23 protein-coding genes and 1 tRNA gene are annotated in these 26,230 nt (G+C 57.7%); 12 read left to right on the top strand and 12 right to left on the bottom strand.

All coding sequences use genetic code 11. The features are described 5' to 3' along the window. Nucleotides 1-84: 84 nt before the first annotated feature. The 4 genes from AArcSt11_RS03040 to AArcSt11_RS03025 form a co-directional block, all read right to left on the bottom strand. A complete protein-coding gene (locus tag AArcSt11_RS03040) occupies nucleotides 85-447 on the bottom strand; it encodes a zinc ribbon domain-containing protein (RefSeq protein ID WP_250594498.1) in 363 nt (120 codons plus the stop codon). Between the two features lie 136 nt (nucleotides 448-583). Then, on the bottom strand, nucleotides 584-1,639 hold the full coding sequence (locus tag AArcSt11_RS03035) for a dipeptide epimerase (RefSeq protein ID WP_250594496.1): 1,056 nt from the start codon (nucleotides 1,637-1,639) through the stop codon (nucleotides 584-586). After that, a complete protein-coding gene (locus AArcSt11_RS03030; RefSeq protein ID WP_250594494.1) occupies nucleotides 1,636-2,649 on the bottom strand; it encodes an N-acetyltransferase DgcN family protein in 1,014 nt (337 codons plus the stop codon). The genes AArcSt11_RS03035 and AArcSt11_RS03030 overlap by 4 nt, the downstream gene beginning before the upstream one ends. Nucleotides 2,650-2,688: 39 nt before the next feature. Beyond that, nucleotides 2,689-3,084, bottom strand: a complete 396-nt coding sequence (locus tag AArcSt11_RS03025) for a hypothetical protein (protein WP_250594492.1) — start codon at nucleotides 3,082-3,084, stop codon at nucleotides 2,689-2,691. 216 nt (nucleotides 3,085-3,300) lie between these two features. Between AArcSt11_RS03025 and AArcSt11_RS03020 the strand changes: the two genes are divergently transcribed. Both AArcSt11_RS03020 and AArcSt11_RS03015 read left to right on the top strand, forming a co-directional pair. After that, entirely contained in the window at nucleotides 3,301-3,534 is a 234-nt protein-coding gene (locus AArcSt11_RS03020) for a YgaP family membrane protein (RefSeq protein WP_250594490.1), read from the top strand. A 228-nt stretch (nucleotides 3,535-3,762) separates the two neighbouring features. Then, entirely contained in the window at nucleotides 3,763-5,949 is a 2,187-nt protein-coding gene (locus AArcSt11_RS03015) for an elongation factor EF-2 (RefSeq protein ID WP_250594488.1), read from the top strand. 131 nt (nucleotides 5,950-6,080) lie between these two features. Here the strand turns inward: AArcSt11_RS03015 and AArcSt11_RS03010 are convergent, their stop codons facing one another. After that, entirely contained in the window at nucleotides 6,081-6,362 is a 282-nt protein-coding gene (locus AArcSt11_RS03010; RefSeq protein WP_250594486.1) for a hypothetical protein, read from the bottom strand. A gap of 74 nt (nucleotides 6,363-6,436) precedes the next feature. Next, nucleotides 6,437-6,655 carry a hypothetical protein gene (locus AArcSt11_RS03005; RefSeq protein WP_250594484.1) on the bottom strand — a complete coding sequence of 73 codons (219 nt, stop codon included), beginning with the start codon at nucleotides 6,653-6,655 and terminating at the stop codon, nucleotides 6,437-6,439. 148 nt (nucleotides 6,656-6,803) lie between these two features. Between AArcSt11_RS03005 and AArcSt11_RS03000 the strand changes: the two genes are divergently transcribed. Together AArcSt11_RS03000 and AArcSt11_RS02995 are read left to right on the top strand one after the other, a co-directional pair. After that, nucleotides 6,804-7,367, top strand: coding sequence for an amino acid-binding protein (locus AArcSt11_RS03000; protein WP_250594482.1), 564 nt, complete (start codon nucleotides 6,804-6,806; stop codon nucleotides 7,365-7,367). Beyond that, complete coding sequence (locus AArcSt11_RS02995; RefSeq protein WP_250594480.1) at nucleotides 7,364-8,320, top strand: homoserine dehydrogenase; 957 nt, start codon at nucleotides 7,364-7,366, stop codon at nucleotides 8,318-8,320. Before AArcSt11_RS03000 ends, AArcSt11_RS02995 begins: the two co-directional genes overlap by 4 nt. A gap of 256 nt (nucleotides 8,321-8,576) precedes the next feature. On the opposite strand, the gene AArcSt11_RS02990 is transcribed toward AArcSt11_RS02995, so the two are convergent. Further along, nucleotides 8,577-8,825 (bottom strand): hypothetical protein, encoded by a 249-nt coding sequence (locus AArcSt11_RS02990; protein WP_250594478.1) that lies wholly within the window; start codon nucleotides 8,823-8,825, stop codon nucleotides 8,577-8,579. A gap of 236 nt (nucleotides 8,826-9,061) precedes the next feature. On the opposite strand from AArcSt11_RS02990, the gene tuf reads away from it, so the two are divergent. From tuf to AArcSt11_RS02950, 8 genes are all read left to right on the top strand, one after another. After that, a complete protein-coding gene (gene tuf, locus AArcSt11_RS02985) occupies nucleotides 9,062-10,324 on the top strand; it encodes a translation elongation factor EF-1 subunit alpha (protein WP_250594476.1) in 1,263 nt (420 codons plus the stop codon). Then, a complete protein-coding gene (gene rpsJ, locus AArcSt11_RS02980; protein ID WP_250594474.1) occupies nucleotides 10,325-10,633 on the top strand; it encodes a 30S ribosomal protein S10 in 309 nt (102 codons plus the stop codon). Nucleotides 10,634-10,753: 120 nt separating this feature from the next. Beyond that, a complete protein-coding gene (locus AArcSt11_RS02975; protein ID WP_250594472.1) occupies nucleotides 10,754-11,362 on the top strand; it encodes a rhomboid family intramembrane serine protease in 609 nt (202 codons plus the stop codon). 26 nt (nucleotides 11,363-11,388) lie between these two features. Next, a tRNA-Ala gene (locus AArcSt11_RS02970) sits at nucleotides 11,389-11,460 on the top strand. Nucleotides 11,461-11,737: 277 nt separating this feature from the next. After that, complete coding sequence (locus AArcSt11_RS02965; RefSeq protein ID WP_250594471.1) at nucleotides 11,738-13,357, top strand: DUF7845 domain-containing protein; 1,620 nt, start codon at nucleotides 11,738-11,740, stop codon at nucleotides 13,355-13,357. Between the two features lie 255 nt (nucleotides 13,358-13,612). Beyond that, nucleotides 13,613-14,368: a hypothetical protein gene (locus AArcSt11_RS02960; RefSeq protein ID WP_250594469.1), complete on the top strand. Its 756-nt coding sequence runs from the start codon at nucleotides 13,613-13,615 to the stop codon at nucleotides 14,366-14,368. Further along, entirely contained in the window at nucleotides 14,365-16,611 is a 2,247-nt protein-coding gene (locus AArcSt11_RS02955) for a DEAD/DEAH box helicase (RefSeq protein WP_250594467.1), read from the top strand. Before AArcSt11_RS02960 ends, AArcSt11_RS02955 begins: the two co-directional genes overlap by 4 nt. A 27-nt stretch (nucleotides 16,612-16,638) precedes the next feature. Continuing rightward, nucleotides 16,639-17,793, top strand: coding sequence for a competence protein CoiA family protein (locus AArcSt11_RS02950; RefSeq protein ID WP_250594465.1), 1,155 nt, complete (start codon nucleotides 16,639-16,641; stop codon nucleotides 17,791-17,793). 2 nt (nucleotides 17,794-17,795) lie between these two features. Here the strand turns inward: AArcSt11_RS02950 and AArcSt11_RS02945 are convergent, their stop codons facing one another. The 5 genes from AArcSt11_RS02945 to AArcSt11_RS02925 are packed head-to-tail and all read right to left on the bottom strand — an operon-like array spanning nucleotide 17,796 to nucleotide 26,182. Next, the gene (locus tag AArcSt11_RS02945) at nucleotides 17,796-18,347 is read right to left on the bottom strand and encodes a TATA-box-binding protein (RefSeq protein WP_250594463.1); all 552 of its coding nucleotides are present in this window, start codon (nucleotides 18,345-18,347) and stop codon (nucleotides 17,796-17,798) included. Continuing rightward, nucleotides 18,340-21,291 carry a DEAD/DEAH box helicase gene (locus tag AArcSt11_RS02940; protein ID WP_250594461.1) on the bottom strand — a complete coding sequence of 984 codons (2,952 nt, stop codon included), beginning with the start codon at nucleotides 21,289-21,291 and terminating at the stop codon, nucleotides 18,340-18,342. The genes AArcSt11_RS02945 and AArcSt11_RS02940 overlap by 8 nt, the downstream gene beginning before the upstream one ends. Then, the gene (locus AArcSt11_RS02935) at nucleotides 21,284-21,814 is read right to left on the bottom strand and encodes a TATA-box-binding protein (protein WP_250594459.1); all 531 of its coding nucleotides are present in this window, start codon (nucleotides 21,812-21,814) and stop codon (nucleotides 21,284-21,286) included. Before AArcSt11_RS02935 ends, AArcSt11_RS02940 begins: the two co-directional genes overlap by 8 nt. 57 nt (nucleotides 21,815-21,871) lie before the next feature. Beyond that, a complete protein-coding gene (locus tag AArcSt11_RS02930) occupies nucleotides 21,872-25,987 on the bottom strand; it encodes an Eco57I restriction-modification methylase domain-containing protein (protein WP_250594457.1) in 4,116 nt (1,371 codons plus the stop codon). A 3-nt stretch (nucleotides 25,988-25,990) separates the two neighbouring features. Beyond that, entirely contained in the window at nucleotides 25,991-26,182 is a 192-nt protein-coding gene (locus AArcSt11_RS02925) for a hypothetical protein (RefSeq protein WP_250594455.1), read from the bottom strand. Between the last annotated feature and the right edge of the window lie 48 nt (nucleotides 26,183-26,230).

The raw sequence follows: 26,230 nt of genomic DNA, 5'->3' as shown, positions 1-26,230 counted from the left end.
TTTCGAATCCAGAACGTCGCTGTCCGCTGGTATTGGTTTGGTCGAGCACAGCACTCCTGCAGATGAAAGAACGGGAATCGGCCTCTACGGTTCTATCTCGCCGTTATTGATCTTGTTGGCAACGTTGTACGCATCGTACGTTGCGTATGCCAGCGTTGCGGGATACGTCAAGAACCCGATCAGTACGAACATCAACATAACGTTGATGAACTGAAGAACGATGATCCCGATGCCTTTGCCGATCTGACCGTTGTAGATCTGACCGCCACCACCGAAAAGGAAGGAAAGAAGCGCTGCAACGCCTGCGTTCTTGATTTCTCCTCCCGAAGCACCTTTCTGCCTCACTCCGCAGTTCGGACACACCTCGGCTTCCTTTTTTATCGTCTCCCCGCAACTTTGACAGAATTGTTCATCAGGTCTCGGTGACTCCGATTGCATCTCGGACATGTCGATTAGCCGGATGATTCTCACCTACTTAAAGCCACTGTTTTCTTTTATACTTGTGCTGTGAATAAATGGGAGATACCACCTGTCAATTCGGGGTAACGCCGTGTCGCTCAGCGCCACTCCGGACCACGGTTGCTCATCCCCGTCGCGTCTGTGGCTCCAGCACACCGCTCCCGTTCCGTTCGAGTGGCTGCAATCCGATTCGACCGGCCGGCATCGGAACCCCCTCGTACGGGTCGTCGTCGAGTAACAGGGAGCCATCCAGATCGGCGTAATCGAGCAGGGGCGCGAGCTGTGCCGCGGCAGCGATCGAGGCGTTCGACTCGTACATACAGCCACACATGACCTCTAGCCCGTGCGCGTGGGCTGTCTCGATTATCCGCCGCGCTTCACGGAGCCCACCGCATTTCATCAGCTTCAGTACAGCGATGTCACAGCGGTCGGCGATCTGCGGGACATCCACGACGGTTTCGAGGGACTCGTCGGCCGCAATGGGGATCGGGGAGTGCTCGTAGACGTAGCGCAGCCCCTCTGGATTCTCGGCAGGCACCGGCTGTTCGACGAACTCGATGTCGTAGTCGGCAATCCGGTCGATCGTCCGCACCGCCTCCTTCGGGGGCCACGCTTCGTTGGCATCGACGCGAATCGTCGCGTCGGGTGCAGCCTCTCGAATCGTGCGGACGATTTCTTCGTCCCGGCCAGTGCCGACTTTGATTTTTAACACCTCGAAACCCCGATCGGTTGCGGTCTCGACTTTCTCGCGCATTGTCTCGGTGTCGTCGATACCGATCGAGTAGGACGTCCGGACGCTCTCGGTCGGATCGAGCCCCCAGTAGCGGTACAGCGGCACGTCGAGACGCCTGGCGACGAGGTCGTGGAGGGCGATGCTCACGCTGGCCCGTGCGGCAGGGTTTTGCCGGACCGTTTCCCGCATCCGGCGTTCGATCCGGGCGAGCTGGTGTGGGTCGCCGATGTCCTCGACGATCGCTAGCAGCTCGGGCAGGACGGCTTCGACCGTATCGACAGTCTCGCCGTAATGGGGCGACGGTGCTGCCCCGCCAATCCCAACCCGTCCATCATCGTCCTCGATCCGAACGACCACGTTCTCCGCGCTGGTCGTCGTCCCCCGCGCGATGGTAAACGGGAACTCGAAGGGCAGTTCGACGCGCTCGACGGATGTGCTCAGGCTCATACGATCGCCTCCAGTACGTCATCGATGTCGTACCGCAACACGTCAGTTGCCGGGGCGTCGATCGCGGATTCGAAGTCGACCAGCGCGTCTCGCGCTGCTGCGTCCCCGAGGTCGCTCGTATTCAGCGCTCCAGCCACGACTGACGCGTCACTCACCGGAGCGGCAAGGCCCTCGTACAGGTCGACATACTCCTCGATCGACGGGAGCGGAAACGGCTCGTAGCCGTGGATCCGGTCCCGGTCGGCCTCGTGACAGAGCACCAGCGCGTCCGGCATCGCACCGTGGAGAATGCCACAGGTGACCGCCGAGTAGGCGGGGTGGACGATGCTGCCCTGCCCCTCGACGAACAGGTACTCGTAGTCGTCTCCTTTCTTTCGGATCATCGCCTCGACCGCGCCAGCGGTGAAGTCACTCACCACGCGGTCGATCGGCGTCCCCCACCCCTCGATCATAATCCCGGTCTGACCGGTGGGGATCACGGCGGCCTCGTGTCCGGCCGCCTTCGCGGCCCGCGCGAGTTCCATCGTCGTCGTCATCTTGCCGACCGAGCAGTCGGTGCCGACGGTCAGGATCACTTCGGCGTCGACCGCACCTGCAAGGCCCTCGCTTACAGAGAGATCGTCAGGTGGTCGCCGGACGTCCCGCAGCTCGCAGTCATTTTCGGCGGCGAGACTGACGAACTCCTCATCGTCGTTGAGAAAATAATGCAGTCCGGCGATCACGTCACAGCCCCGTGAGAGTGCAGCAAGGACATCCGGCCGCCAGGACTCGTCAAAGCCGCCGCCGATCGGTGCGATACCGATCAGGAGGGCGTCGACCGGCTCCGGCACCTCGCCGAAGCCAGCGACGACGGGTGCATCCTGAACACCGGGGACGTGATCGGTGACTCGCGAGCCCGCATGGTCCCTGTCGATGACGGAGACGACATCGTAGTCGGCGTATCTGAGGACTCCTACGGCAGTCTTTGCCCGGTCGGGGAACTTCCCGTGGGCAAGTACGGCGACGCGCATAGCCATGTCATCGCAGACTGGGAACTTAAGAACTGCCGCTCAGTTTCCGACCGGACCGTGATACTCCGGCTGGCGGACGTACAGCGCGACGTAGCCGCCCAGGAACGTCGCTCCGGCCGCGATCCCGTAGACGGCGAGCTGGCTCTCGGTCACCGCACTCGTCGCGACAACCCCGAGAACGCCCACGAGGACCGCACCGATGGCGATGACGACCATGTCGCTCATCGTCTCGCCCGTTGAGTGATCCGCGAGATACTGCTCCCGATCGAACGTCTCACCTGCGCCGTACAGCAGGAGGATCGGCATCGCGAGGCCAAGCCCGGCGGCGACCGCTTCCGGGCCGTCGATTACGAGACCCACGACGGCCGTATTTGCACCGGCGAGCAACGCGCCGAGCAGGATGCCAACCCAGGGGTGGATTCCAGCGTCGCTCATACAGGGCGCACGTCGGATGCTCCCTTAGATGTGCTGGTTGATCGTTGCTGGCGACGGAGGCCCTTGACTTCGAATATTGAAGTATTATACTACAGTAATTGAAGCTAATACTTCGAAACCTGTAGTTTTGTCGGAACGGGCAATTCCCTATCCAAAGTAGTATTTCTCAATCAGCCCAATACAAACCATTATCTCTGCCGAGTCCTTACAGGTGATATGAACATGAACGTTGGCTCGATGGATCGGCAGGTCAGAACGGGCGTCGGTGCGATCACTGGACTTCTCTCAATCGCGATCCTCGGTGGCGTCCTCGCCCTTCCGGAAACGCTCGCAGCGGTACTCGGCATCGTCGCGATTGTAATGCTCGGAACGGCGGCAACGGGAACCTGCGGGCTCTATTCGGTGCTCGGCGTCGACACGTGCTCGCTGGACTCGGACGCCGCGAAGTAGCCGTAGGAAACAACTCGTTACGAGCTTCGTCAGTACTTCACACACCGCGCGCTGACGAAACGCCGGCACTTCGCTACGCTCGTGCCGAGCTTCGGTAGCGCCTCGCACACTCGGCGCTGACGAAACACCATAACTTCGCTTCGCTCGTTATGAGCCTCGTGGCGGCTTCACACGGTTCGCCGCCACGAAACAGCACCCTTTTCACCCCGCTAACGATATGAGAGGGTAATGGGTAGACGAAAGAAGATCGTCGAGGAGTGCGAGCGACTGATGGACGAGCCGGAGAACATCCGGAACATCGCCATCGCCGCACACGTCGACCACGGCAAGACGACACTGACGGACAACCTGCTGGCCGGTGCCGGGATGATCTCCCAGGACACCGCAGGCGAGCAGCTCGCGATGGACACGGAAGAGGACGAACAGGAACGTGGGATCACCATCGACGCGGCAAACGTGTCGATGACCCACGAGTACGAGGACACCAACCACCTCATCAACCTGATCGACACGCCGGGCCACGTCGACTTCGGTGGCGACGTGACCCGAGCGATGCGCGCCGTCGACGGTGCGCTCGTTGTCGTCGACGCCGTCGAAGGGGCGATGCCCCAGACCGAGACGGTGCTCCGGCAGGCCCTTCGAGAGGGTGTCAAGCCGACGCTGTTCATCAACAAGGTCGACCGCCTCATCTCCGAACTGCAGGAAGGTCCCGAGGAGATGCAACAGCGTCTCATGGCGGTCATCCGCGACGTCAACGAGCTGATCGAGGGGATGACCGAGGAGATGGACGACATCGACGACTGGACGGTCTCCGTCGAGGAGGGTACCGTCGGCTTCGGATCCGCCCTGTACAAGTGGGGCGTCTCGATGCCGTCGATGCAGCGCACCGGCATGGACTTCGGCGACATTATCGACCTCGAACGCGCCGACAAGCGCCAGGAGCTCCACGAGCGTACGCCGCTCTCGGACGTCGTGCTCGACATGGTCTGTGAGCACTTCCCGAACCCCGTCGACGCGCAGCCCCGCCGTATTCCGCGGGTCTGGCGTGGCGACGCCGAGTCCGAGCTCGCGGGCGACATGCGCCTGGTCAACGAGGAAGGCGAAGTCGTCCTGATGGTCACCGACATCGGTGTCGACCCGCACGCAGGCGAGATCGCCGCCGGTCGTGTCTTCTCCGGAACGCTGGAGAAGGGCCAGGACCTCTACGTCTCCGGGACCGCCGGGACGAACCGCGTCCAGAGCGTCGGTATCTACATGGGTGGCGAACGCGAGGAAGTGGACCGTGTTCCCGCAGGGAACATCGCGGCAGTCACCGGCCTGGCCGACGCCATCGCCGGTTCGACCGTTTCCTCCGTCGAGATGACGCCGTTCGAGTCGATCGAGCACATCTCCGAGCCCGTCATCACGAAAGCCGTCGAGGCCAAGAACATGGACGACCTGCCGAAGCTCATCGAGACGCTTCGACAGGTCTCCAAAGAGGACCCGACGATCCAGATCGAGATCAACGAGGACACCGGCGAGCACCTGATCTCCGGACAGGGTGAGCTTCACCTCGAAGTCATCGGTCAGCGGATCGAGCGCAACCAGGGCATCCCGATCAACACCGGTGAACCGATCGTCGTCTTCCGCGAGATGCCCCAGAGCGAGAGCCGCGAGGTCGAGGGGATCTCGCCAAACCGCCACAACCGTTTCTACATCTCCGTTCACCCGCTCGACAAGGATATCGTCGATGTGATCAAGAAAGGCGAGGCCTCGATGGACATGCCCGAGCAGGAGCGACGTGAAGCGTTCCAAGAAGCGGGTATGGACAAGGATACCAGCCAGAACATCGAGACCATCCACGGCACGAACGTGCTGATCGACGACACGAAAGGTATCCAGCACCTGAACGAGACGATGGAGCTGTTCATCGAGGGCCTCGAAGACGCGCTGAACGACGGTCCGCTGGCCGCCGAGCCGGTCCAGGGATCGCTCATCCGCCTCCACGACGCGCGTCTCCACGAGGACACCATCCACCGCGGTCCGGCACAGGTCATCCCCGCAGTGCGCAACGCCGTCCATAACGCGCTGATCGACGCCGACATCAAGCTGCTCGAACCCATCCAGGACGTCCGAATCGACGTTCCGAACGACTACATGGGCTCGGCATCCGGCGAGATCCAGGGCCGTCGTGGCCGCGTCGACGACATGTACCAGGAAGGCGATCTGATGGTCGTCGAAGGCGTCGCGCCGGTCGAAGAGATGATCGGATTCGCCAGCGACATCCGCTCGGCGACCGAGGGTCGTGCCTCCTGGAACACCGAGAACGCCGGCTTCCAGGTCATGGCCGACAACCTCCAGCGCGAGCAGATCATGGAGATCCGCGAACGCAAGGGAATGAAGCTCGAACTGCCACAGGCCGTCGACTACCTCTAATCCGGCTTCTCTTCTCTCCGTTCTCTATATCAGACGCAAAGCGTTTGCTCAGTCTCGACCAGCCCACTTCCGTCCTCACTACGTTCGCCAGTGAGTGAACTCATCGACCCTCCCAGAACCTGCGATTCTGCTCAGTCCCGGTCGTTCGATTGCCCGCCGTCGGCCGCGACGACAGGATTGATCGCTCGACGGCTGGTGGCTGAGGTCGTGGCACGGAGTCGACGAGCGAGAAAGAAGAGCCCGAAATATACGACTGTCGTGACGAAGAGTCCACCAGCAACGCCGAGTTCGGGACTGATACTCGCTCCGAGTGCCCCACCGGTGAACAGACCCAGTAGAACGGCCCTGGCGGCGAACTGCCACGGAGCGAGGATTCGGTATCGGGACGTGATCGAGTTTGCGGACGCAGTCATTGATTGCTAATTTATACATGCAGATTATTAGTTCTTGCTACTATTGCCGCGTGAATTATCAAGTTCAGGCAGTCCTACACAGGCAAGAACCGATCGTACAACCCGTCGATTCGCTCGTTGATCCGTTCGCCATCGCCCGACCCCCACGGGTTTCGTGAGAAGTAGAAAGTGGCCGCGATGAGCATCCCCAGCGACTGGGCGAGACCGGGAACCACCGGTGCGGTAACTGCGATCGTTACTGCAGACAGGACAACTGCGATCAGTGCATCGAACAGGCGACGGTAGACGGACATGGCCCGAGTTTGGCCCGCCGAGCGCAAAAACTCGCCGACTCCGTGCGAACGCCACACAGTCCGGAATGATGGTACTCTTATACCTCCTTCCCCTCAGGGACGGATATGATTGATCGATACGCACGACCTGTCGTCGGGGTGGTCAACGATGAGTGACGACGCCGCAGACGAGGACGCCGAGACGGACGGCGGCCAGTCCGTGCAGGCGTACACCGTCCGTCTCGAACTCGTCGACGAGCCGGGGGAACTGCTGAACGCGCTCCAGCCGATCTCCGATCACGGCGCAAATCTCCTTTCGATCTTCCACGAGCGGGGCAACGTCACGCCGCGCGGGCATATCCCCGTGGAAGTCGATATAGAGTGCCCACCCGACCGGTTCGAGACCATCGTCGAAGCGCTTCGCGATGCGGGCATCAACGTCATTCAGGCCGGTGCGGAACGGTACAGCGAGGAGCTGACCGTGATCCTCGTCGGGCACCTGATCGACACCGATCTCTCCGATAGCCTGCGGAAGTTCCAGACGACCTCACGGGCGGAAGTCGTCGACGTCTCGCTGTCAGCCCCCGAGGGAACGGAAGGAGTCTCCAGCGCACGGCTTCGGCTCGCAACGGAGGCGGATCGCGCCGACGAGGTGCTGGCAACAGTTCGGGATATCGCCGAGGAGAAGGATATCCACGTCATCGAGCCCCAGATCGCGGGTGGTTCGGCATGAAACTCGCCGTGCTGGGTGCCGGTGCTGTCGGGCGCTCGGTCGTCGAACTCGCCGGGCAGTACGGTCACGACGTGATCGCGCTGGCCGACTCCAGCAGCGGCGTCGTCGACGCCGAGGGCATCGAGGTTGAGGGCGTTCTCGAACGGAAAGATCAGGAGGGAACGGTTGGCGATGGGACCCCCGAGGACGTCCTCGCCGCCGAGTACGACGTACTGGTCGAGGCGACCCCCACGACGCTGGGCGACGCCCAGCCCGGATTCAGTCACGTCGAGACGGCGCTCTCCCGGGACCGTCACGTCGTGCTGGCGAACAAGGGGCCTGTCGCCGAACGCTACGCCGAGCTAATGGCGCTAGCCGACGAGAGCGCGGGCGACGTGCTTTTCGAGGCGACCGTCGGTGGCGCTATCCCCATCCTCTCGACGATCGACGACTTCGGGCCGGACCAGATCACCGCCGCTCGCGGCGTCCTGAATGGCACGGCGAACTTCATTCTCTCGCGGATGGCCGCCGACGGGCTCGACTACGAGCACGTCCTCGCCGAAGCGCAAGATCTGGGTGTCGCAGAAGCGGACCCGACCTTCGACGTCGACGGAACCGACGCCGCCCTGAAGTTCGTCATCATATCGAACGTACTCTCACAGGGAGAACGCGAGTATACGCTCGAGGACGCGACCGTCGAGGGCATCCAGAACATCCCCGGAAACGCGCTCGACCTCGCGGCCGAGGACAACCGGACGATCCGCCTGATCGGCGAGGCGACACCCGACGGGGTTCAGGTCGCACCAAAGCTCGTTCCACAGAACGGCGTCCTTGCCGTGACGGGGACCCGGAACATCATCCAGTTTGAGACCGAGAACGCAGGGGAACTGAACGTAAGCGGTCGCGGTGCGGGCGGTCCCGAGACGGCAACAGCCGTGCTCGCGGACGTCGGACGACTGCCACCGCTCGAATAGGAATCGCGATCGGTCTTTGTCGTTTTTGTTCGGGCCGTAGTTGTATTCTCCGGAGAGCAGTGCCGAGTACTTGGGACTTCCCTGAAAACCCCCGCCACGCTCGACCGGTTGCAGCTCGTTGCGGTCCTCGCCGTCGGCTGCGGTCCTTACGTCGCTTCACCGGGCCGACCGTGGCGGCCCTTTTCATTCCCACCCGGACAGCACCCCAGCCCTCCCCAACCGATTCGTTCGGTCACTACGTTCCCTCACTCATCCCTCACGCACTGCTGTCTCGCCATGAAGGCTCGACAGCGCGCGCCAGCCGTTCGAAGCTCTCGACGCGGCGATCGACGTCGCTGTCGGTGCCACCGATAGACTGGGCGACGCGGTGATAGTCCGCCCGATCAAACAGTGGATCGACGCCTGCGATCCGGAACGCCCGGCCAAGGATTGGATCTTCGGACGGTGGTCGCTCGCAGAGCGTCTCGTCGAGGTCGAACAGGATGGTTCGCACGGGAGATGCCATTCGGACGGGAATCGGAACCGGTGAGTGATAGTTATATTCATTGCTCTGACTCAAGTAGAATCCGGTTGAACGTCCCAACGAACGACGCCGATCCGTCCGTCTTCCTCCCACCAGTCGTGGCAACGGTACACAAACCGCAAGAGGGCTTCGGCATGGGCAACGCACGGTATCGAAATCGTTTTAACTGCTACAGGCGAAAGGATCCGATATAGCGCCTCTGCGCGTGAGACACAACAATGAGCGACCAACACCAGAACCTGGCCATTATCGGCCACGTTGACCACGGGAAGAGCACGCTCGTGGGACGCCTCCTGTACGAGACAGGCAGCGTACCAGAGCACGTCATCGAACAGCACAAAGAAGAAGCAGAAGAGAAAGGCAAGGGTGGCTTCGAGTTCGCCTACGTCATGGACAACCTCGCCGAGGAGCGAGAGCGTGGTGTCACCATCGACATCGCCCACCAGGAGTTCAGCACGGACGCCTACGACTTCACCATCGTCGACTGTCCCGGCCACCGTGACTTCGTGAAGAACATGATCACGGGCGCGAGTCAGGCCGACAACGCGGTTCTCGTCGTCGCGGCAGACGACGGTGTCGCACCCCAGACCCAGGAGCACGTCTTCCTGGCCCGTACGCTTGGTATCGACGAGCTGATCGTCGGCATCAACAAGATGGACCTCGTCGATTACAAGGAGTCCTCCTACAAGGAGGTCGTCTCCGAGGTCACCGACCTGCTCAAGCAGGTCCAGTTCAACACCGACGACGCGGAGTTCATCCCGATCTCCGCCTTCGAGGGCGACAACATCGCCGAGGAGTCCGAGAACACCGACTGGTACGACGGCGAGATCCTGCTGGAAGCGCTCAACAACCTTCCGGCTCCGGAACCGCCGACGGACGCGCCGCTCCGACTCCCGATCCAGGACGTCTACACCATCTCCGGTATCGGTACTGTCCCCGTTGGACGTATCGAGACCGGTGTCATGAACATCGGGGACAACGTCTCCTTCCAGCCCAGCGACGTGGGCGGCGAAGTGAAGACGATCGAGATGCACCACGAAGAGGTGCCCAAGGCAGAACCCGGTGACAACGTCGGATTCAACGTCCGCGGCATCGGCAAGGACGACATCCGCCGTGGCGACGTCTGTGGCCCCGCCGACGACCCGCCAAGCGTCGCCGAGACGTTCCAGGCTCAGGTCGTCGTCATGCAGCACCCCAGCGTGATCACCGCGGGCTACACCCCGGTCTTCCACGCCCACACCGCTCAGGTCGCGTGTACCATCGAGTCCATCGACAAGAAGATGGACCCGTCCTCGGGCGAAGTCGCCGAGGAGAACCCGGACTTCATCCAGTCCGGCGACGCCGCGGTCGTCACGATCCGACCGCAAAAACCGCTCTCGATCGAACCCAGCAGCGAGATTCCCGAACTCGGCTCCTTCGCGATCCGAGACATGGGTCAGACTATCGCCGCTGGCAAGGTCCTGAGCGTCGACGAGAAATAAATGCAGCAAGCACGTGTCCGCCTCGCGGGAACCAACCCCGAGGATCTCGACGACATCACCGCGGACGTCCGCGACATCGCGGACAAAACTGGCGTTGCGCTGTCGGGGCCGATCCCGCTCCCGACCAAGACGCTGGAGATCCCCACCCGCAAGTCCCCTGACGGTGAAGGGACTGCGACGTGGGAGCACTGGGAGATGCGCGTCCACAAGCGCCTGATCGATCTGGACGCCGACGAGCGTGCGCTCCGTCAGCTCATGCGGATTCAGGTCCCCAACGACGTCAGCATCGAGATCGTTCTCGAAGACTGATAATTGAGACTCGGGACGTCCGCTCGCACACTCGCGTGCACTTTCTTCGATTTATGACGAACGGCCAGCGATAGTTACGGGAGTCGTATGCTTTTGTGCCTCGCCACCCTACGGAGCGGTATGGATGGGTCCGCTGACGCTCGTAGCCCAACGCTGGAGATCCTGCTCGTTATCGCGGTAGTGTTCGTACTCCAGCAGCTGGTCGCGCTCGTCAGCCAGCCGCTTGCATTCGTGCTCTTTACGCTCCAGGCCCCAGTACTGGCCGACCCCTGGGCGCTCGTCACGAGCGTCTACGCCCACAGCGGGCTCGACCACCTCCTCGCGAACGCAATCGCGCTAGCCGTCGTTGGGTTCCTGCTCGAACGCCACACCACGAGGGCACGTTTTCACGCGTTCTTCCTCACGACCGGCGTTGCCGCCGGGGTCTTTCAGATCGGTATTGCATCCCTTTTCGGGGTCGACGCCGCACTGCTCGGTGCCAGCGGAGCCGTCTTCGCGCTGATCGGCTACGTCGTCACCGGCAACCGACTCTCCGGTCGGCTGTTCGACCGGATCGATCTCTCCGGTCGCGCGATGCTCGTGCTCTTTGTCCTCCTTGCCGTGGTCGTGACGCTCGTCACCGCCGCTCCCGGCGTCGCTCTGGCTGCCCACTTTTTCGGCTTCCTGCTCGGGCTCGTCGCCGGACAGCTGAACCTGCTTCGACCGCCCCGAAACGCAAGCCTGAAATAGGCTTCTCCGAGTACAAACAGGTGTACGGGCTCGTAGATCAGCGGTAGATCGCTTCCTTCGCAAGGAAGAGGCCTCGGGTTCAAATCCCGACGAGTCCATATCGGATATTCTTCATGTAGAGTTCTGCCGGGTAGAGCCGTCTCCGACGTTTAGTTGCCAATACTCGGAAATCGTTTCTGCGAAAGAAACCCCGATTGAAAGTGAGTCCACGAAGATTCTTCTTCCGGGTGCCCGCAGTATTGCGGTTAACAGAAGGAATAGCCTGTTTCGACACAGATGTACCATCTCCAGCAGACTCTTATCCACCCTTACATATTCCGGAGTTTCAGAGGTTGGTAGCTACAATCCCAGCTCTGTCAAACGGGGGTGTCTCGCGTGAGTCACGTCGCGACCGCGCCCCACGAGCTCGAAGGAAATCTGAACTTCTTCGACCGTGGGCTCAGTCCCTACTGGGCGGTGTCGATGTTGTTGCACCGCGGATTCGACGGATATTCGGGAGAGATAGCCACGGAAATCGGCGGTGAGAAGTGGATTGTCAACCTCAAATATCAGAAGAGCGGTATCGCCCCACGGCCGGAAGATGACGTAAACGAACGTCTGAAAGAGTTCCGCGTCAGTGCGTATGGTCGCGGCGAGAGGAAGGCTAACTTCCACATTCGCCCCCGCTTCGCCGGGATGGAACATTACGACACGGGCGATGAGATCACGTCGCCCTGCGATAGCGACGACCTCCCGAACGAGGCGACAAACGTCAAAATATCGGGGAGTAATCTGGAACCGGACACCTACCCGGTACTGTTCCGAAAGGCCCTGAACGCGCTGGCTGAGGAAGCCGAGATGGGTATCAATTCGAATTACTTCACCGCGATTCATCCGACGAGTAACATCACCACCTACGAGCGCTATGTGCGCGTTCACCGGTCAATGGCCGAGAAGTACGTCCGCTCGACCGGTGCCATGCGTCGGATCTTCGAGCTGCTCGCACAGAAGGAGGGCTCGGATATCGTCTACAAACCGAGCAACAGCGGGCCGAACAAGGATATTGTGGGCTACAACCACCGTCTCGTTTTGCCCAAACCGGATGCCCGGGAGCTGATCCCGATGCACTCGCGGGGCAAGCAACTGAAACACTACCATCCCGAGTACGTCCACGGCGACGACGAGGACGCGCTGTACCATCCGAAGATCGGGGTTCTGCTCAAGAAGTCGCTGAACAAAGGTCAGTCGTTCGCATGGAGCGATCGTAACGAGCTCCGTCGGGAAATCGACGAGACGCTGATCAACACGCTCCGATGGTCGGATATCCCCATCGGCGCGGGCGGAACTACGTTTGTTCCCGACGATCATTTCGATGCCGCCCCAGCTGAGGAAGATATCGAGTTCTTCGCGGACCCGACACCGGAGATCGAAGCCAAGCAGGACGCGCTCCTGATCACGACACTGCGAGATATGACAGAGGCGGATATCGATTTTCTGGAGGCGCTGGTCGCTGACGGAGACGGCCAGCACCCGCAGGAACTAGCGAACAACGCTGACAGAGGTATCTCGACGTTGTACCGATGCCTGGATCGACTTGACGGGCTTGTCCGGAACGACAACGCCGCCGTCGAGTTCACCAGCCGGAAGATAGAGCAGGAGATCGCCGCGATCGTCGAGAGCGCCGAGCACCGGATCGAAAACGCAGCTGACCGAGCGGCGAAGCTAATGAACGTAAACGCTCGCCAGTCGGCGTCGAGCGCGTTCCAGAAGTGGATGCAGAAGTACGCGGTGTCGTTCGATGTCGACGACCACGATAACCGGACGGTCCGGATCGACACGCGGCTCGGCGAGTTCAAAGCTTCATCGTACCCTCGTGTCGAAGAGGTCCTCCAGGAAGCGAGAGAGGCCTGGATGAAAGACGGTCGCGACATCGTCGACCTCCTGGAGGCGAGCGTCGAGTGGCTAAACGCCGACGGTGATCGCCGCTGCGGACGGGTGCGATCGCTCACCCGGTAACGCCTGACTGGCGAGTGGCAACACTATTCTGTAGGTCTATTTTCGGGTCTATTTCGTCCCGCGAGGGGGTATTTTCCGACCCCTGTTTCGATAGGAGTGGTATTTTTACCTGTAGCCGGGAGCTCTGCGGTCGAGATCTTCCCACTCAGTGGGAGGATCCCCTTAGGAAGTGTGCCTAAGGGCACTGGCGAAAAAACATACCCCGCACCCGCACCGCAACGTTCCAGTCGAAGCACTCGAAACGGTGGTTCGACCGTGGTTTTCCAAAACAATATGTTAGATGGCTGTGAATTGCCAGTATCCATGGCAACCCTCGCTATCGATATCGAGACCGCGAGTCCCTTCAACTCACCTGACAATCGGGAGGAGTTCAAGAACACCGATTATTTCGAGCTTGTCGCCGTCGCAGCGGGGTATCAATCATCGCCAGGTGATGAGGTCGAGACTGAGGTCTTCCTCCGGAACGGAGACTGGGAAATCGATCACACCGCTACCCTTCTCGATCGAGTCCTCGATTGGTGTGAACAGCGACCTGCTGAGCACGTTCTTACGTATAACGGAGAGGACTTCGATGAGATCCACCTACGGGAGTGGGCTACTGAGGTCGACAATCATGGGTTGACAGTCGACGCTAGTCGGCAACTGGATCAGCTTTTCTCCAAACACGTTGATGTTGCCCTCCTGGCGGAAGAGCAACTAGATGGGTACGGCTTCCCCAAATTCGAGGAAGCTTGTGAACGGCTTGGGATCGAAACCATCCCGACCCGCTACTCCGATTACGGCCTCGACGATGGTATTATCGAACAGAGCCAGATTACTGACGAGCAGGTAGTGGGACAGCACATCGGTGAAGTCTGGGGGGAGAAGTACGTCAGCTGGCTGGATGCGGGTCTCGATGACCGCAAGTCGTTCAAAGAACTCGAACGTCTCCTGGTGGACTATGCCACTGAAGATGTCCGTCCTCTCATTGAGCTCCATCGATGTCTTTCAGCCGATGGCGTGGAAATATGACCGTCCCAAGTGACCTTTCGCCTGAAGACGTGGAAACCGTCGAGACAGTGATGGCCGCCCACGGCTACGAGAGCCTCAAAGAAACGCAACGGCTGGCGTTCCAGGACGGCATTTTGGATCCCGGAAACCATCTTCTTGTGGCCGAGACGGGGAACGGCAAAACGCTTTGCGCGGAGACAGTCACAAAGAAGATCTTGGACGACGGTGGGCGTGTCGGCTATCTGGTTCCTTCCAGACAACTGGTGCGAGACAAGCGCGATGCGCTGCGGGAATGGGGAGGAGACCAGTATCGGATCGAGTCCGATCGGACTGCCTATCGAACGGCAGACGTTGCTGTAAAAACCTTTGACTCGTTTTATCGGGCGATTCTCCAAAATACGGGGAACGCTCGAAATCTGGATCTGATCGTACTCGATGACTTCCACGAAATTTACGGCGGCTTTCGCGGCCCGGAGATCGAGAAGTCGATTGCGGCTGCCAAGTACGAAGGTATCGACATTTTCGCCATGAGTGCGACGGTCGGCAACCCCGAAGAGCTCGCCGAGTGGATGGATGCTGACGTCACCGTCAGCCCGGAAGGTCGACAGATCGAGATCGAAGAGCACGCCATAGACACCGCGAACAACGAAACAAAGGAAGCGGTCGTCGATGCGGTCAGGACACACCGCGACAAAGGACCCTTCCTCGTCTTCAACTATGCAAAACCGTGGACGGAATCACGAGCGAAAGCAGTTGCTGATACCAGAGCCTTCCGTGGCTCATCTGACCGCAATTTCCACGTAGAGCTCGAAAATAAGGTCGATGGGCGGCTCACTGAAACGTTCGAGAAACTGGCTCATGCGCTGAACAATGGTGTCGCGTTTCATCATGCGGACCTCCCGAAACACATCACGAACTGGATTGAGGATCTCTACTACGAGGGGGAGATCGAGTGTCTCTTTGCCACTACGACGATCGCGTATGGTTTCGACTCGCCTGTCCAGACCGTGCTGGTCGCAGATATCCAACGCGGTCCGAATTACGTCGGAGTCTGGGAGTACATTCAGTGGATCGGACGAGCCGCTCGTCCGGGATATGGATACGACAAGGGATTTGCCTATACGCTTACTGACGAGCCCGATGAGACTGCTCAGCGCTTTTTCGAGCCCCAGCGAGAACTTGAACGGGTAGAAACACACATCGAAAATCAAGAACGGTTCCAGTGGCTCGTTCTTGAGCTGGTCGCGACAGGATGGGATACTCCTCACGAGATAGAGGCGTTCGTCAAGGAGATGCTCTACTGGGACCAGCTCACGGAACTCGGGGCATGGGGACGAGAACATGGATCCCGTGATGAACGACTGAATACCCGACTCCGGGAGACAGCGGACTGGTTGATCGAGCACGGTTTCATTTCCGAGCACGATACCAAACGTCAGTTCCAGACGACTGCACTGGGGGACGGGGCAGTTGATTTCGCCTTCAATAGCTTTGCTAGCGCCACTCTCTTGGCGATCAAAGAGTTCTACCAGTGGGTCGAGGAGACAGACCACGACGAGGTTACCAGAACTGCCATGCTTGACAAAACGACACGGCTCTTTGACCACTCAATCAGTGCACGAGGTGGTTCCTCAGAGCTCGAAGCAAAACTCGAAGAACATGGTATTGCCCTGGATAAGTATGGAATCACCACTGGGGTAATCCGCTGGTACTGGATGAACAACCTCGACACCCGGGATATCGAAGATCGAACGGAGGTCGACGCCGCGTACATATCCAGCACAGCAAGCAGTCTTTCGTCGACGATCGAGGCTACCCAGTATCTGATCGATGCTGCACCGAACGCTCGCCGCCCCGAGTGGTTCGATAGCCTGACGTTCCGTGTCGATCGGGGAATTCGACACGAGGAGGTGCCGCTGGTCGAAAATATCTCCGGTCTTGGACGGTATCGAGTTCGGTCGCTACAGGAATACCTGAGAGGCTCTGATATTGTAGCTGGACGGGATCTCCCCGACGGAACGCTCTGGACCAAACTGACTGCATTCTACGAATCGATCGGCGACTCGACACAGTTCGAGGATGTCCTGAGGGACGGCGTTGACGGCATCGGACCGGCAACTGCCGGTAACATTCAGGCGTTTATCGAGCATGGGGATGTCGATAGTCGGTATCTCGAATCGACAGACGACTCCGACGTTTCATCGTCTGGTGATACCACCGGTGGGTATAGCCGTAGGACGAGCCTTGACGATTTCGGAGCGTGACCACTCCACAGGATCATACGATAACAGATGCCATTTCTCGGAACTCTTGAGGGAGACCGCGTCATCCCACCGCAAGTAGAGGACAACGCGACTGTTGTGTGTCCGGTCTGTGACGAACAGATGACTGTTATCTCCTCGTACGAACGGGAGAATAGCTTCGTCTCGCGCCACTTTCGACACGAAAAGCAGGAAGCCGATGTCGAAGCTAGTACGACAACCGGACAGGCAACCCTTGATGAAATCGGGAAGACGGGTAAATGCCCCGGCGAGTCGGACCAGCACCTCAAAATGAAGTCGATCGCCTATGCCCGACTCGACAATGATTTTTCCGAGGCTACGCTGGAGCTCGAATCCGGTATCGGTGACCGTGTCGCCGATGTCCTCCTCACGTTTGACGAGCCACGGAACCCCTATGGCAGGGGTATCGCCGTCGAGGTCCAGTACCGCAACGAGGGGAAGGACATCGAGGCCGTCACGGACCACTATCTGGCTAGCGGCTATAGTGTTGTCTGGCTGGACGAAGACGACTTTTCGGACTACGATGTCGATCTATCCGGTATCCTGACCGTCTGGCCGTATGCCCTCCCCGATCGATCCGCACTAGAAGGATATCCTGATATCGTGCGATGGCTGCGCCAAGAGAAATCGCCGACGGTAGAACGTGAGATTCCGCTCCCCGGTGAGTTCTGGATATCGTTCGACAAATCCGACGAGTGGGTTAGAATCGCAAAGCAAGTACTCCGTCGGCGCGGTCGAGCCTGGGCGACGATTTCGCGCAGCCCTTGGGGTGATCTCACATTCCAACTGGGCAAGCGCGAAAGTGGATATAATGCGGATATCGAGAGTGTTACCGTTCAGGTATCTCCTGAGGATTGTGACCGGCTCCGAGCGTTTGCTGACCGACTCGAACGCGAAGGGTTCGAATCAGAGCCCCCGTCACCGCCTGAAAGGGAGGAGGCGTGGCACGACATCTTTACAGAATGGCTGTCCGGAACTGATACCATTACTGCATGGCTTTCTGCCACATTTTCACCTGACGATGATATCGTTATTGCCCTTGGAAAGAAGCACCCGAAAGAGACTGATCGAGTCAGTATGGTGGTTGATCGTCGAGCAGTCAATGGGCTTTCTGAAATCGCCGATTTACTGGAACGGGCCTTCGAGATCGAGCGTAAGAAATGATCTCATGCCGATTCAAAGTCCATCTCTGACTGAAGATGCTCGAACCCCTTTCTTGCGACTTCGGTATCGGCTGTCCCCGTGATAACGACCTTCCCGGTTGCAAACACCAGCAGGACGACAGGGTACTCCGCCGGTCGATAAATCAGCCCGGGAAACTGCTCAGGCTCGTATTCGGTCGCTTCGAGTCCGAGACTGATAGACAGGGCGTTCAGGTTTATATGTTCATCTAGCTCAGCAGTACTGACGATATTTTGGACCGCAAATCCGGTGTCCACAAACTCACCAACCCCGTCCAGTTCGCCCAATTTCGTCAGGAACTTCTCGTTTGTCCCGTAGAGCTCTTCGAGACTTGATGGCCCGGTCACGATGTACTTTCCGCTTCGATATACGGTGATGAGCGGTCCGTCCTCAACGGGTCGGAGGTAGAGTCCGTGATAGTTCGATGGATCGTATTCGCTGTACGGCACTGCAATGTCTCTTCCGACCTGCTCGATGTCCAGCTCTTGCTGCAGGTCCCCTGCGCCGACTATATTCACGATCTGTAGCTCACTCATCTGTTGGGAGAACGAACGCCGCAGTCACGAGCTCCGGCTGTTCGGGTGTAACGTGTTTTTCTTCAGCCAATTGCTGTAGCTCTTGTCTTTTTTCGCGTCTGAGATCTTCCAGCTTGCGCTCGGCGTTGCCGATCGGGGCACTCATATCCGCACCCTCTTCATTTCGCTGGCGATACGTATCCAGTCGGTCCTGCCACTCTTCGATCTGTTCGTCGAAATGTCGCTCTGCGTGCTCGCGTTTGATCTCGACTTCCCGTTCCCGCTCTTCTCGGGCCTCATCAGCGAAGGCTTCGACTTCGTACCATGCCTTTGCCTCCGCGTCGGAGTGCAGATCTTCAGCGTCCGCCGCAAGCCTCTCTAGAGTCATAGCGTCTATTTCGTCTTCTTGGAGCGTTTCGATAAGTTCCGGTACCTCTCTCGTCACCTCACCCTTCAGCGGCGCATAGAGCGGAACGAGCTTCTCAGTGATTACGTCGCCCGCCCCCGAGAGATAGCCAAGGCGATAGTTGAACAGTATCCCCGGTGCCGCGTCACTGGTCGTCGTTTTGGCGACGATCTGCCCCTGGACATGGTCTGAGTCGAGGCAGAACTCGATGATAGACTGCACCAGTGGGTGGTCAAGGGCAATAAAGTCGACATCATCGTGCTCGATCGCGACCGATCTGGTGAAGGTAGCTCGCTCGTAGTGGCCGCTGACCTGATCGCCGGAAATGTGGTTCGGTACTTCGAGCCGGTAGACGTCGCCCTCCTCGCGAGAAGGGCCGGGACGTACGCCTTTGATGGCTCCGCCGAAGACATCGAAAAACTCCCGGACGAGCGTCTCGATGTCTTCCTCGCTTACCTCTCCGTGGCGGCTTTTCTCGATAACCTCTAGGATCTCCTGGTCCTCGTCGGAGAGGTCGAACCGGTCACGGATGAGCAGGTCGTTCTCGACGGTCTCCAGTGCTTCCTTTCGCTCCTCGATTTTTTCGTCGATATCCGCAACAACCTCGTCAGTCGAACGCTCCTCGGCGACGGCGGCCATAATCGTGTCGTCGAGGTTTTCATCTTCTAGTACCCGACCAAGTACGTCCGACCGCATTCCGAGGTCAGATTCGATCTGATCCATCTTTTCGATGAGCAGCTTGAGGATTTCGCTTTCACGAGTATCGTCAAAGAACAGGTTGCGGATCTCGACGGTCCTGTCCTGCCCATAGCGGTGGAGCCGCCCCATCCGCTGATCGATACGGGTCGGGTTCCAGGGTAGGTCGTAGTTGACCATGATATGGGCGAACTGGAGGTTGAGGCCCTCCTGTGCCGCGTCGGTCGCGAGCATAATGTTCGCACCGTCCTCGAAGTCTTCCATCTCCTGTCGCCGACGGTCCTGGTCGAGGTCGCCATACACTTGGGCGATATCGTAGTCGTTGAGCACCTGGTCGCGCAGGTATTCGAGCGTGTCCGTGTACTCGGTGAAGATGAGGATCTTCTCGTCAGGATCCTCCGATAGGACACGATCGACGAAGTTACGCAGTAGCTGGGCCTTCGAGTCGGTCTCGATCGCCTTTGCTTGCTGCCAGAGCTCTTTGACCCGGTTCAGTTCGGCCTGCATCTGCGACCGGTTCAGTGTGATCGTGACGGTTTCGAGAGCTTCCTCGACGCTTCGACGTTCCGCATCGGTCAGCGTTTCCGGCTCGGTGCTGTACCGCGGGATGAGCTCTTGCACATCGTCCGGCAGGTCCTCGGCGACGGCGTCGTTCTGAATGGCCCGCATTCGGTTCTCAAGCGATTTCCTGATGGCGTATATGCTGGAGACCAACCGCTTCTGATAGATCACCATCGTAAAGCCAGCGGCCTGATTTTCCTCCTGCTGGGCCATGTTGTAGTACTCGCGGATGTACTCGGTAACGTCCTCGTAGAGCTGACGCTCGGCGTCGGACATCTCGACCGGCAGTGCCTCGATGTTCTTTTCGGGGAACATCCGCGTCCCGTCGGTGTCGTGCATATCGTCCTTGAGCCGCCGGATCAGCAGGTCGTCGAGCTTGTCGGGATGGATCTGTGACTCGTGGCTGAACCGGTAGGGATCGAGCAGGCTCAACAGGAAGAAGAACTGGTCGGACTTACCCTTGTGCGGCGTCCCGGTCAGGAACAGGAGCGCGTCGGAGTTATCCGCCACAGCTTCCCCGACCATGTAGCGCTGGGTGCGCTCCATCGAGTCGTCGCTCGATCGTCGGGCAGTCAGGTGATGAGCCTCGTCGAAGACCGCCACGTCCCACTCCGCTTCGAGATTGCCCAGGGCGTCGAGCACGGACACCTTGTCCGACTCGGGGTCATCCGTCGTCTGTTTCGCGAAGTCGATCGACGTAATGATCAAGTCCTCCTGTTCCCAGACGTTCTGGTTCGGGTGAGACTGGCGGTAGGTCTGGACTGTCTCGCGATCGTAGATGACGAAGTTCCGGTCGAATTTCTCGCGCATTTCGGCTTGCCACTGGACGGTAAGCGGTGCTGGCGCGACGATAAGTACGCGGTCGGCACGGCCACGAGCGATGAGCTCCTCGATGACAATCCCGGCCTCGATAGTCTTCCCGAGACCGACCTCGTCGCCGATCAAATAACGGTGGTCGTAGGTGTTCAGGATCTCGTAGGCGGCCTGGACCTGGTACGGTTCGATCTCGATGCGGTTGTTCGCGAGCGAGAGAAAGCGGTCGTACTTGTATGCGAGATCGAGTCGAATCGCTCGCTCTCGAAGATCATACTGGAGCGGGGCGTCGGATTGGCCGGCTGCGAGGCGGTCGACGAGCGAATCGAGTTTCTTGATATGGGGGAGGCCGCTAGGGAGTTTGCGGAGTTGTCCCTCCGAGGTGTAGACGTGGAGGAGGTGGCCGCCGTTGGGCCGTTCCTCGATTTTTGTGATCTCTCCACGCCCGCCAGCGAACTTGATATGTTCTCCCGCTTTGAAGTTAGACATCGGTCAATTTGTTGGATAGTGTATTGAGTGCCTGTTTTGCATCTTTGCGATTCGTAAATCCTGTGAGAACTAACTTACCAGAAGCGAAGATCAAGATAACTCCTTGATCTAATCGGTATACTAATCCTGGAAACTGCTCTGGTTCATACTCTACATTTTCTAATCCCAGCTTGACAGCAAGTTCATTAAGATCAATGGACTTGTTTAAATCTGCAGTAAACACGATATTGGTAATCTGAAATCTAGATATCGTTCCCTCAATACCTAAATTAGATATAGCATCCTCCAACATCGACTTGTTTTCATATAATGCTTTCTCAGAGGATGCACCTCGGATGTTGCAGGAACCACTTCTGAAGATCGTGGCTGTTGGGCCTTCTTCATAAAATTGTACATGTAACCCAGAGCGACCTTCTTCATAGTCGTACGAATAACAATCTATATCATTCGCAAGAGTCGCCAAATCGAATTCTCTATCTATCTTTCCAGTGGCGACTATACTAGCAATTGTCAATCTACTCATAGTATTTCGTTGATTCTGTCCCTCCGGTGGACAAGTGTAATGTAGATGAGCATTATCTCAGTCATCTTGAAATGCCGATTCTATTATTTCAATTTCATCATCAGTGAGGTCATAAATTTGATAGACAATTTCGTTGAGGAAGTAATTGATTTTCTCTATTTTTTCGTCCAGATCCTCGGCCTGTTCTTTTACCTCAGTGTACCGACGGAGATCGTCTGTGACATCGTTAGGATCTGGTAGCGTAATCGTTTTCAACCGGTCTGTTAAAGAGATGTTCTTCGTCGCATTATCTCGGAAGCCTGCGAAGCCGTCGCTCTTTTCAACAGCAACCGGAACGAAAGCCTCAATCAGAGTAGCCTCCTCGTCAGTGAGGTTAGTGAGGGTGAATGCCTCGTATTGCTCTGTCTCAGTGTACCCCCAGCGATCGGTTTCGTATTCATCTTCATCGATTGGTTTGTAACGCGCTGTCGCGTGAATACTGACACGGTTACCGCTGCGTTCAGTCATAACATCTCCAACACGCAGTTTCTCGTAGTCCGTAGTAGTAGCATCAAGTATAGTTGAATCGGTCGGCTGAAAGAGACCAGCATCTGGAAGAGAGGGGCCCTTTTTGTAATTACCGAGATAGTCAAGTAAAGAAAGATTGAGAGATTGTCTCTGATCCTTGATTTCAAGCAACTGTTGAACACCATTACAGATACCTTGATATAGATCTATATTATTTTCCTCAAACAAACTATCTGAACTAAAGGTGCTGATATTGATTTCAGAATCTATAGAACTTCTTGGACAGATCGGCAGCTGAGAAACATGTCCACGTTTAACTTGAGCTAATGCTTCACCTTTCTCTGGATTAACAACCTGCTGATAATACCAATTAAGTAATTTTGAATTTAGAAGCCCTAAGAGATATTTGTGATCAAAATCACAATCACACGTTATAGTATAGAGGTTATCTCGGACAATAAATTGATCTGTATCAAGAGTGGCAATAAGTGAATCAGCAGTCTGTCGGATTAGGATTTTTGAAGAAACATCATAATTAGCTGAATAGCGGGGCTCTGCTAACCAATCCCCAAATTTAATCCAATAATTACTATCCCAATTGATTACGTAACGATTTACATGTTTTCCACTTAGAAGTGGCCGAAACTGTTCAGTTTTTTGCTCATCTGATACGTATGGCTTTTTATTGACAATTTCTTGCGTCTGCTCTGGACTTCCTTTTCCAACTTGGAACGGTTTTGTACCTTGGGTCACCTTACAAAACTTATCTAATCGTGGCTGGTTGCGAATTTTATCGCTTAAGCCAATAATTTCTGGTCGTTCAAAAATATTGACCGCCTCTCCACCACGATCAGACCAACGTTCCTGTGGAATTTGATACTCTTCTGACTTGTCATCAACTAACTCAATTTTTATTTTGGAATCTTTGTTGAATGTCTTGTTTTGAGCGATTAGTACAAGTGTATCAACTGTAACATTCTCAAAGACAGGCTTCTGATAGTATCGGATCTTTCGGATTGTCTTCTCTGTAAAAAGTAGTTTTCTAATGCTCTGTAGTTGCAGATTCGAAAGCCATGTATTTGGCACAATCATTCCGAATCTGCCCCTACTACGATTAAGATTTAATCCTTGTTCTATAAACAATAAGTAGGTATCTAATTGATAGTCCTGATTAGGATACCGATCTCGAAGATATGTTTCCTGCGAATCCGAAAATTCAGCCCCATATGGTGGATTACCAATCACTGCATCGAATCCACTATTTTCTTTCCGTTCGCCGTCTTGTTCATAAAAGGCAATTGGGAACTCTAGTTCCCAGTGGAAGAATCGCTGATCCTCTGCCATTGTCTGCGCAGAGCGGTACCAGTCTAGACCTTCGACTTCATTCCACGAATCGCCCCGTAGGGCCTCAGCCATGCGCTCGTAGGCGTCGGCTGGAATATCAAGGCCGAACTGTTCGGCGGTGTGGACGTTTGCCATGGCTATGAGATGCAGATATAGTGGGTCGTCGCGTACATCCTCGTAGACTGCTTCCATCTCTTTGATATCGTCCAGTGTCTCATTGTCGATTGCGAGCAGGTTCTCGAACCGATCGGTGACATGTTCGAGTGCCTGCCGACGGGTTCGGTCGAACGACTCTTGCAGCGTCAACTGACCCTTCTCAGTTCCGGTGTCGGAGTCACCGTTGTCCAGTACCGTCTCAATATCACTTCCTACCAGCGAGTTCCCCGTCTTCAGATGGTGATCGAGGAAGGCCAGCGGTTGCTCGGCCGCGAGCGTCCGAAGCCACAGCGACACCTTCGCCAGTTCGACCGCCAGCGGATTCAGGTCCACGCCGTAGATGCACCGCTGGGCGACCTGCCGGCGGGCCCAGTTGATGTCCCGGTGCTCATCGACTGTCTCGATGCCCTCCTGCGCGGCCTGCTTCTCTTGAGCGTCGATGATTTCGCGAGCAAGGTAGTCGACCACACTTGTGAGAAAGTGACCGCTGCCCATCGCCGGGTCGAGAATTTTCAGCTCGAAGATGCGGTCTGCGAATTCCGTTGCAAAACCGCCCTCACTGTATGAATCATAGCCAACGAGATCCTCGCGGATCTCATCGACGACCGGCCCGAGTGTCTCATCGACGATATACTCGACTACATACTCGGGAGTGTAGTACGAACCGGTTGCCTTTCGCTCCCCGCTCCCGGTGGTGAGGTACACATCATCCTTGTGGACGACAATCTCATCCCCCTCTTCGGCTTCCACGTACTCGCCGTCGTCGAGCGCCAGCGGATCGTTTGCGACGTTGAGCTGGTACTCAAGCAGTCCCTCGTAGATGCTGCCTAGGTGACGGACATCTAGCGAGGAGTAGTCGACGAAGATTTTCCCCTCAGCGTTCGCATTCTGGCTCCGGGTCAACAGCTCAATGACTCGCGCGAGATAGGCGTCGCCGACTTGATAGTCGGCAAGGAACTGTGCCTCCCGGCTGTCGTCCTCGTCGGGGTCGGTGCGGAACAGCCCACCGTTGTAAGCCGGAATGTAGAGGTCCTTCTCCGGAATACCTCGGGACTTGCTCCCTTGGTCGATGAGGGTAAACAGCCCGTCAAGGCTGGACTGGAGGTCGTCCTGCCAGGCGCGATACGTGGGATCCGCGCTGTCGAGTTCTTCGGCGACTTCCTGCTTGAGCGAGTTCAGGCTGTATCTCTGCTCGTATATTTCGTTATTGGTGTCGAGTAGCTCACGACCCTCTGCCTCGGCGTACAGGACGAAGATGAGCCGGTACAGGTAGATGAGCGAGGAGTCGTGGATGAGATCGAGCCGGGCCTCCTCGAACTCCGCGTAGCTGTCGGGGAGGACGTCCTGCTCGACCAGGGTCTCCTCGTCGAGGTCGTTGTCAGGATACTGCAGAAACCCCTCAGCAAGGACTTTTATCGCCTCGTAGATATTGTCTTGGAGGTCCTCCCCCAGCTCCTGGGCGAAGACGTTGGACTCATCGTAAACGTCGTCGAGGAAGCTATCGCCGCCAGCGTCTTCGAGAAACGCGCCGTGGCGGAAGAAGAGGTAGAAGTACTTGAAGTCCTCCAGATCGCCCTTCTCCAGCACAGTCGGCAAGTCGATCTCGTAGTAGGAGTCCAGCCGGTGGCTCGTCGGACCGTAGTAGAGCCGCCACCTCTTCCCGTCGGTCAGGACGGCCCACCGGGCGGGCGTCTCCTGCAGGTAGACGTGAATCTGGTAGCTCGGGTTCTCGAAGTCGCGCTCGTGCTCACCGCTCCCGCGGGTGTCGAGCGGGCGGCCCCACCGCTTGGCGTCGGCGACGGCGACCGAGTTCTTGTAGAAGTCGCCGCCTTCCTCCCGGCGCTCGAACGCGTCACGGGCTGCGTCGTCGGACTCGAAAAAGCCGTAGTCGGGTCGGCGCTGGGTCCGACTTGTGCTTTCTTCGACCTCGAAGGGAATCCCCAGCTTCCGGAACATCGGCCGGATGAACTTCTCTTCGAGCTGGGACTCGTTTCGCTTCGGTGCTGTATCCTTCTCCCGCTCCCAGAGGTCCATGATGTCGTCGTACGCCTCCTGGAGCTCGTCGTCGCTGACCTCGTCCCACTCTTCGGTCTCGGGGAGATGCTTGTCGAGGTAGTGATTGGAAAACAGATCGCGGTTCGTACGATAGTTGAGTGCTGTTTGCATGCGTTAGGCAGGGGTAACGATGAGAAACTCTTCGGACTCTTTGCTGTCGATGAGCGCGTGGGCGATCGTCTTGGCGTCGACGACGTCAACGTCGACCGCGTCGCCGATATCTACTCCGAGTTTGTCCAACTCGGACCCTGAGACGTTGATCCGACCGGAGTTGCCGGTGTTTCGCCCGACTTGTTTCTGCGTCATCAGGTATGGACTTCACGAATCACTGGAGGGGTATAGTCTTTACTTCGA

It is taken from the genome of Natranaeroarchaeum aerophilus, from assembly GCF_023638055.1.
Classification (GTDB): Archaea; Halobacteriota; Halobacteria; order Halobacteriales; family Natronoarchaeaceae; genus Natranaeroarchaeum; species Natranaeroarchaeum aerophilum.
The sequence above is the reverse complement of the archived record's forward strand: the minus strand, read 5'-3'. Positions and strand labels throughout refer to the sequence as shown.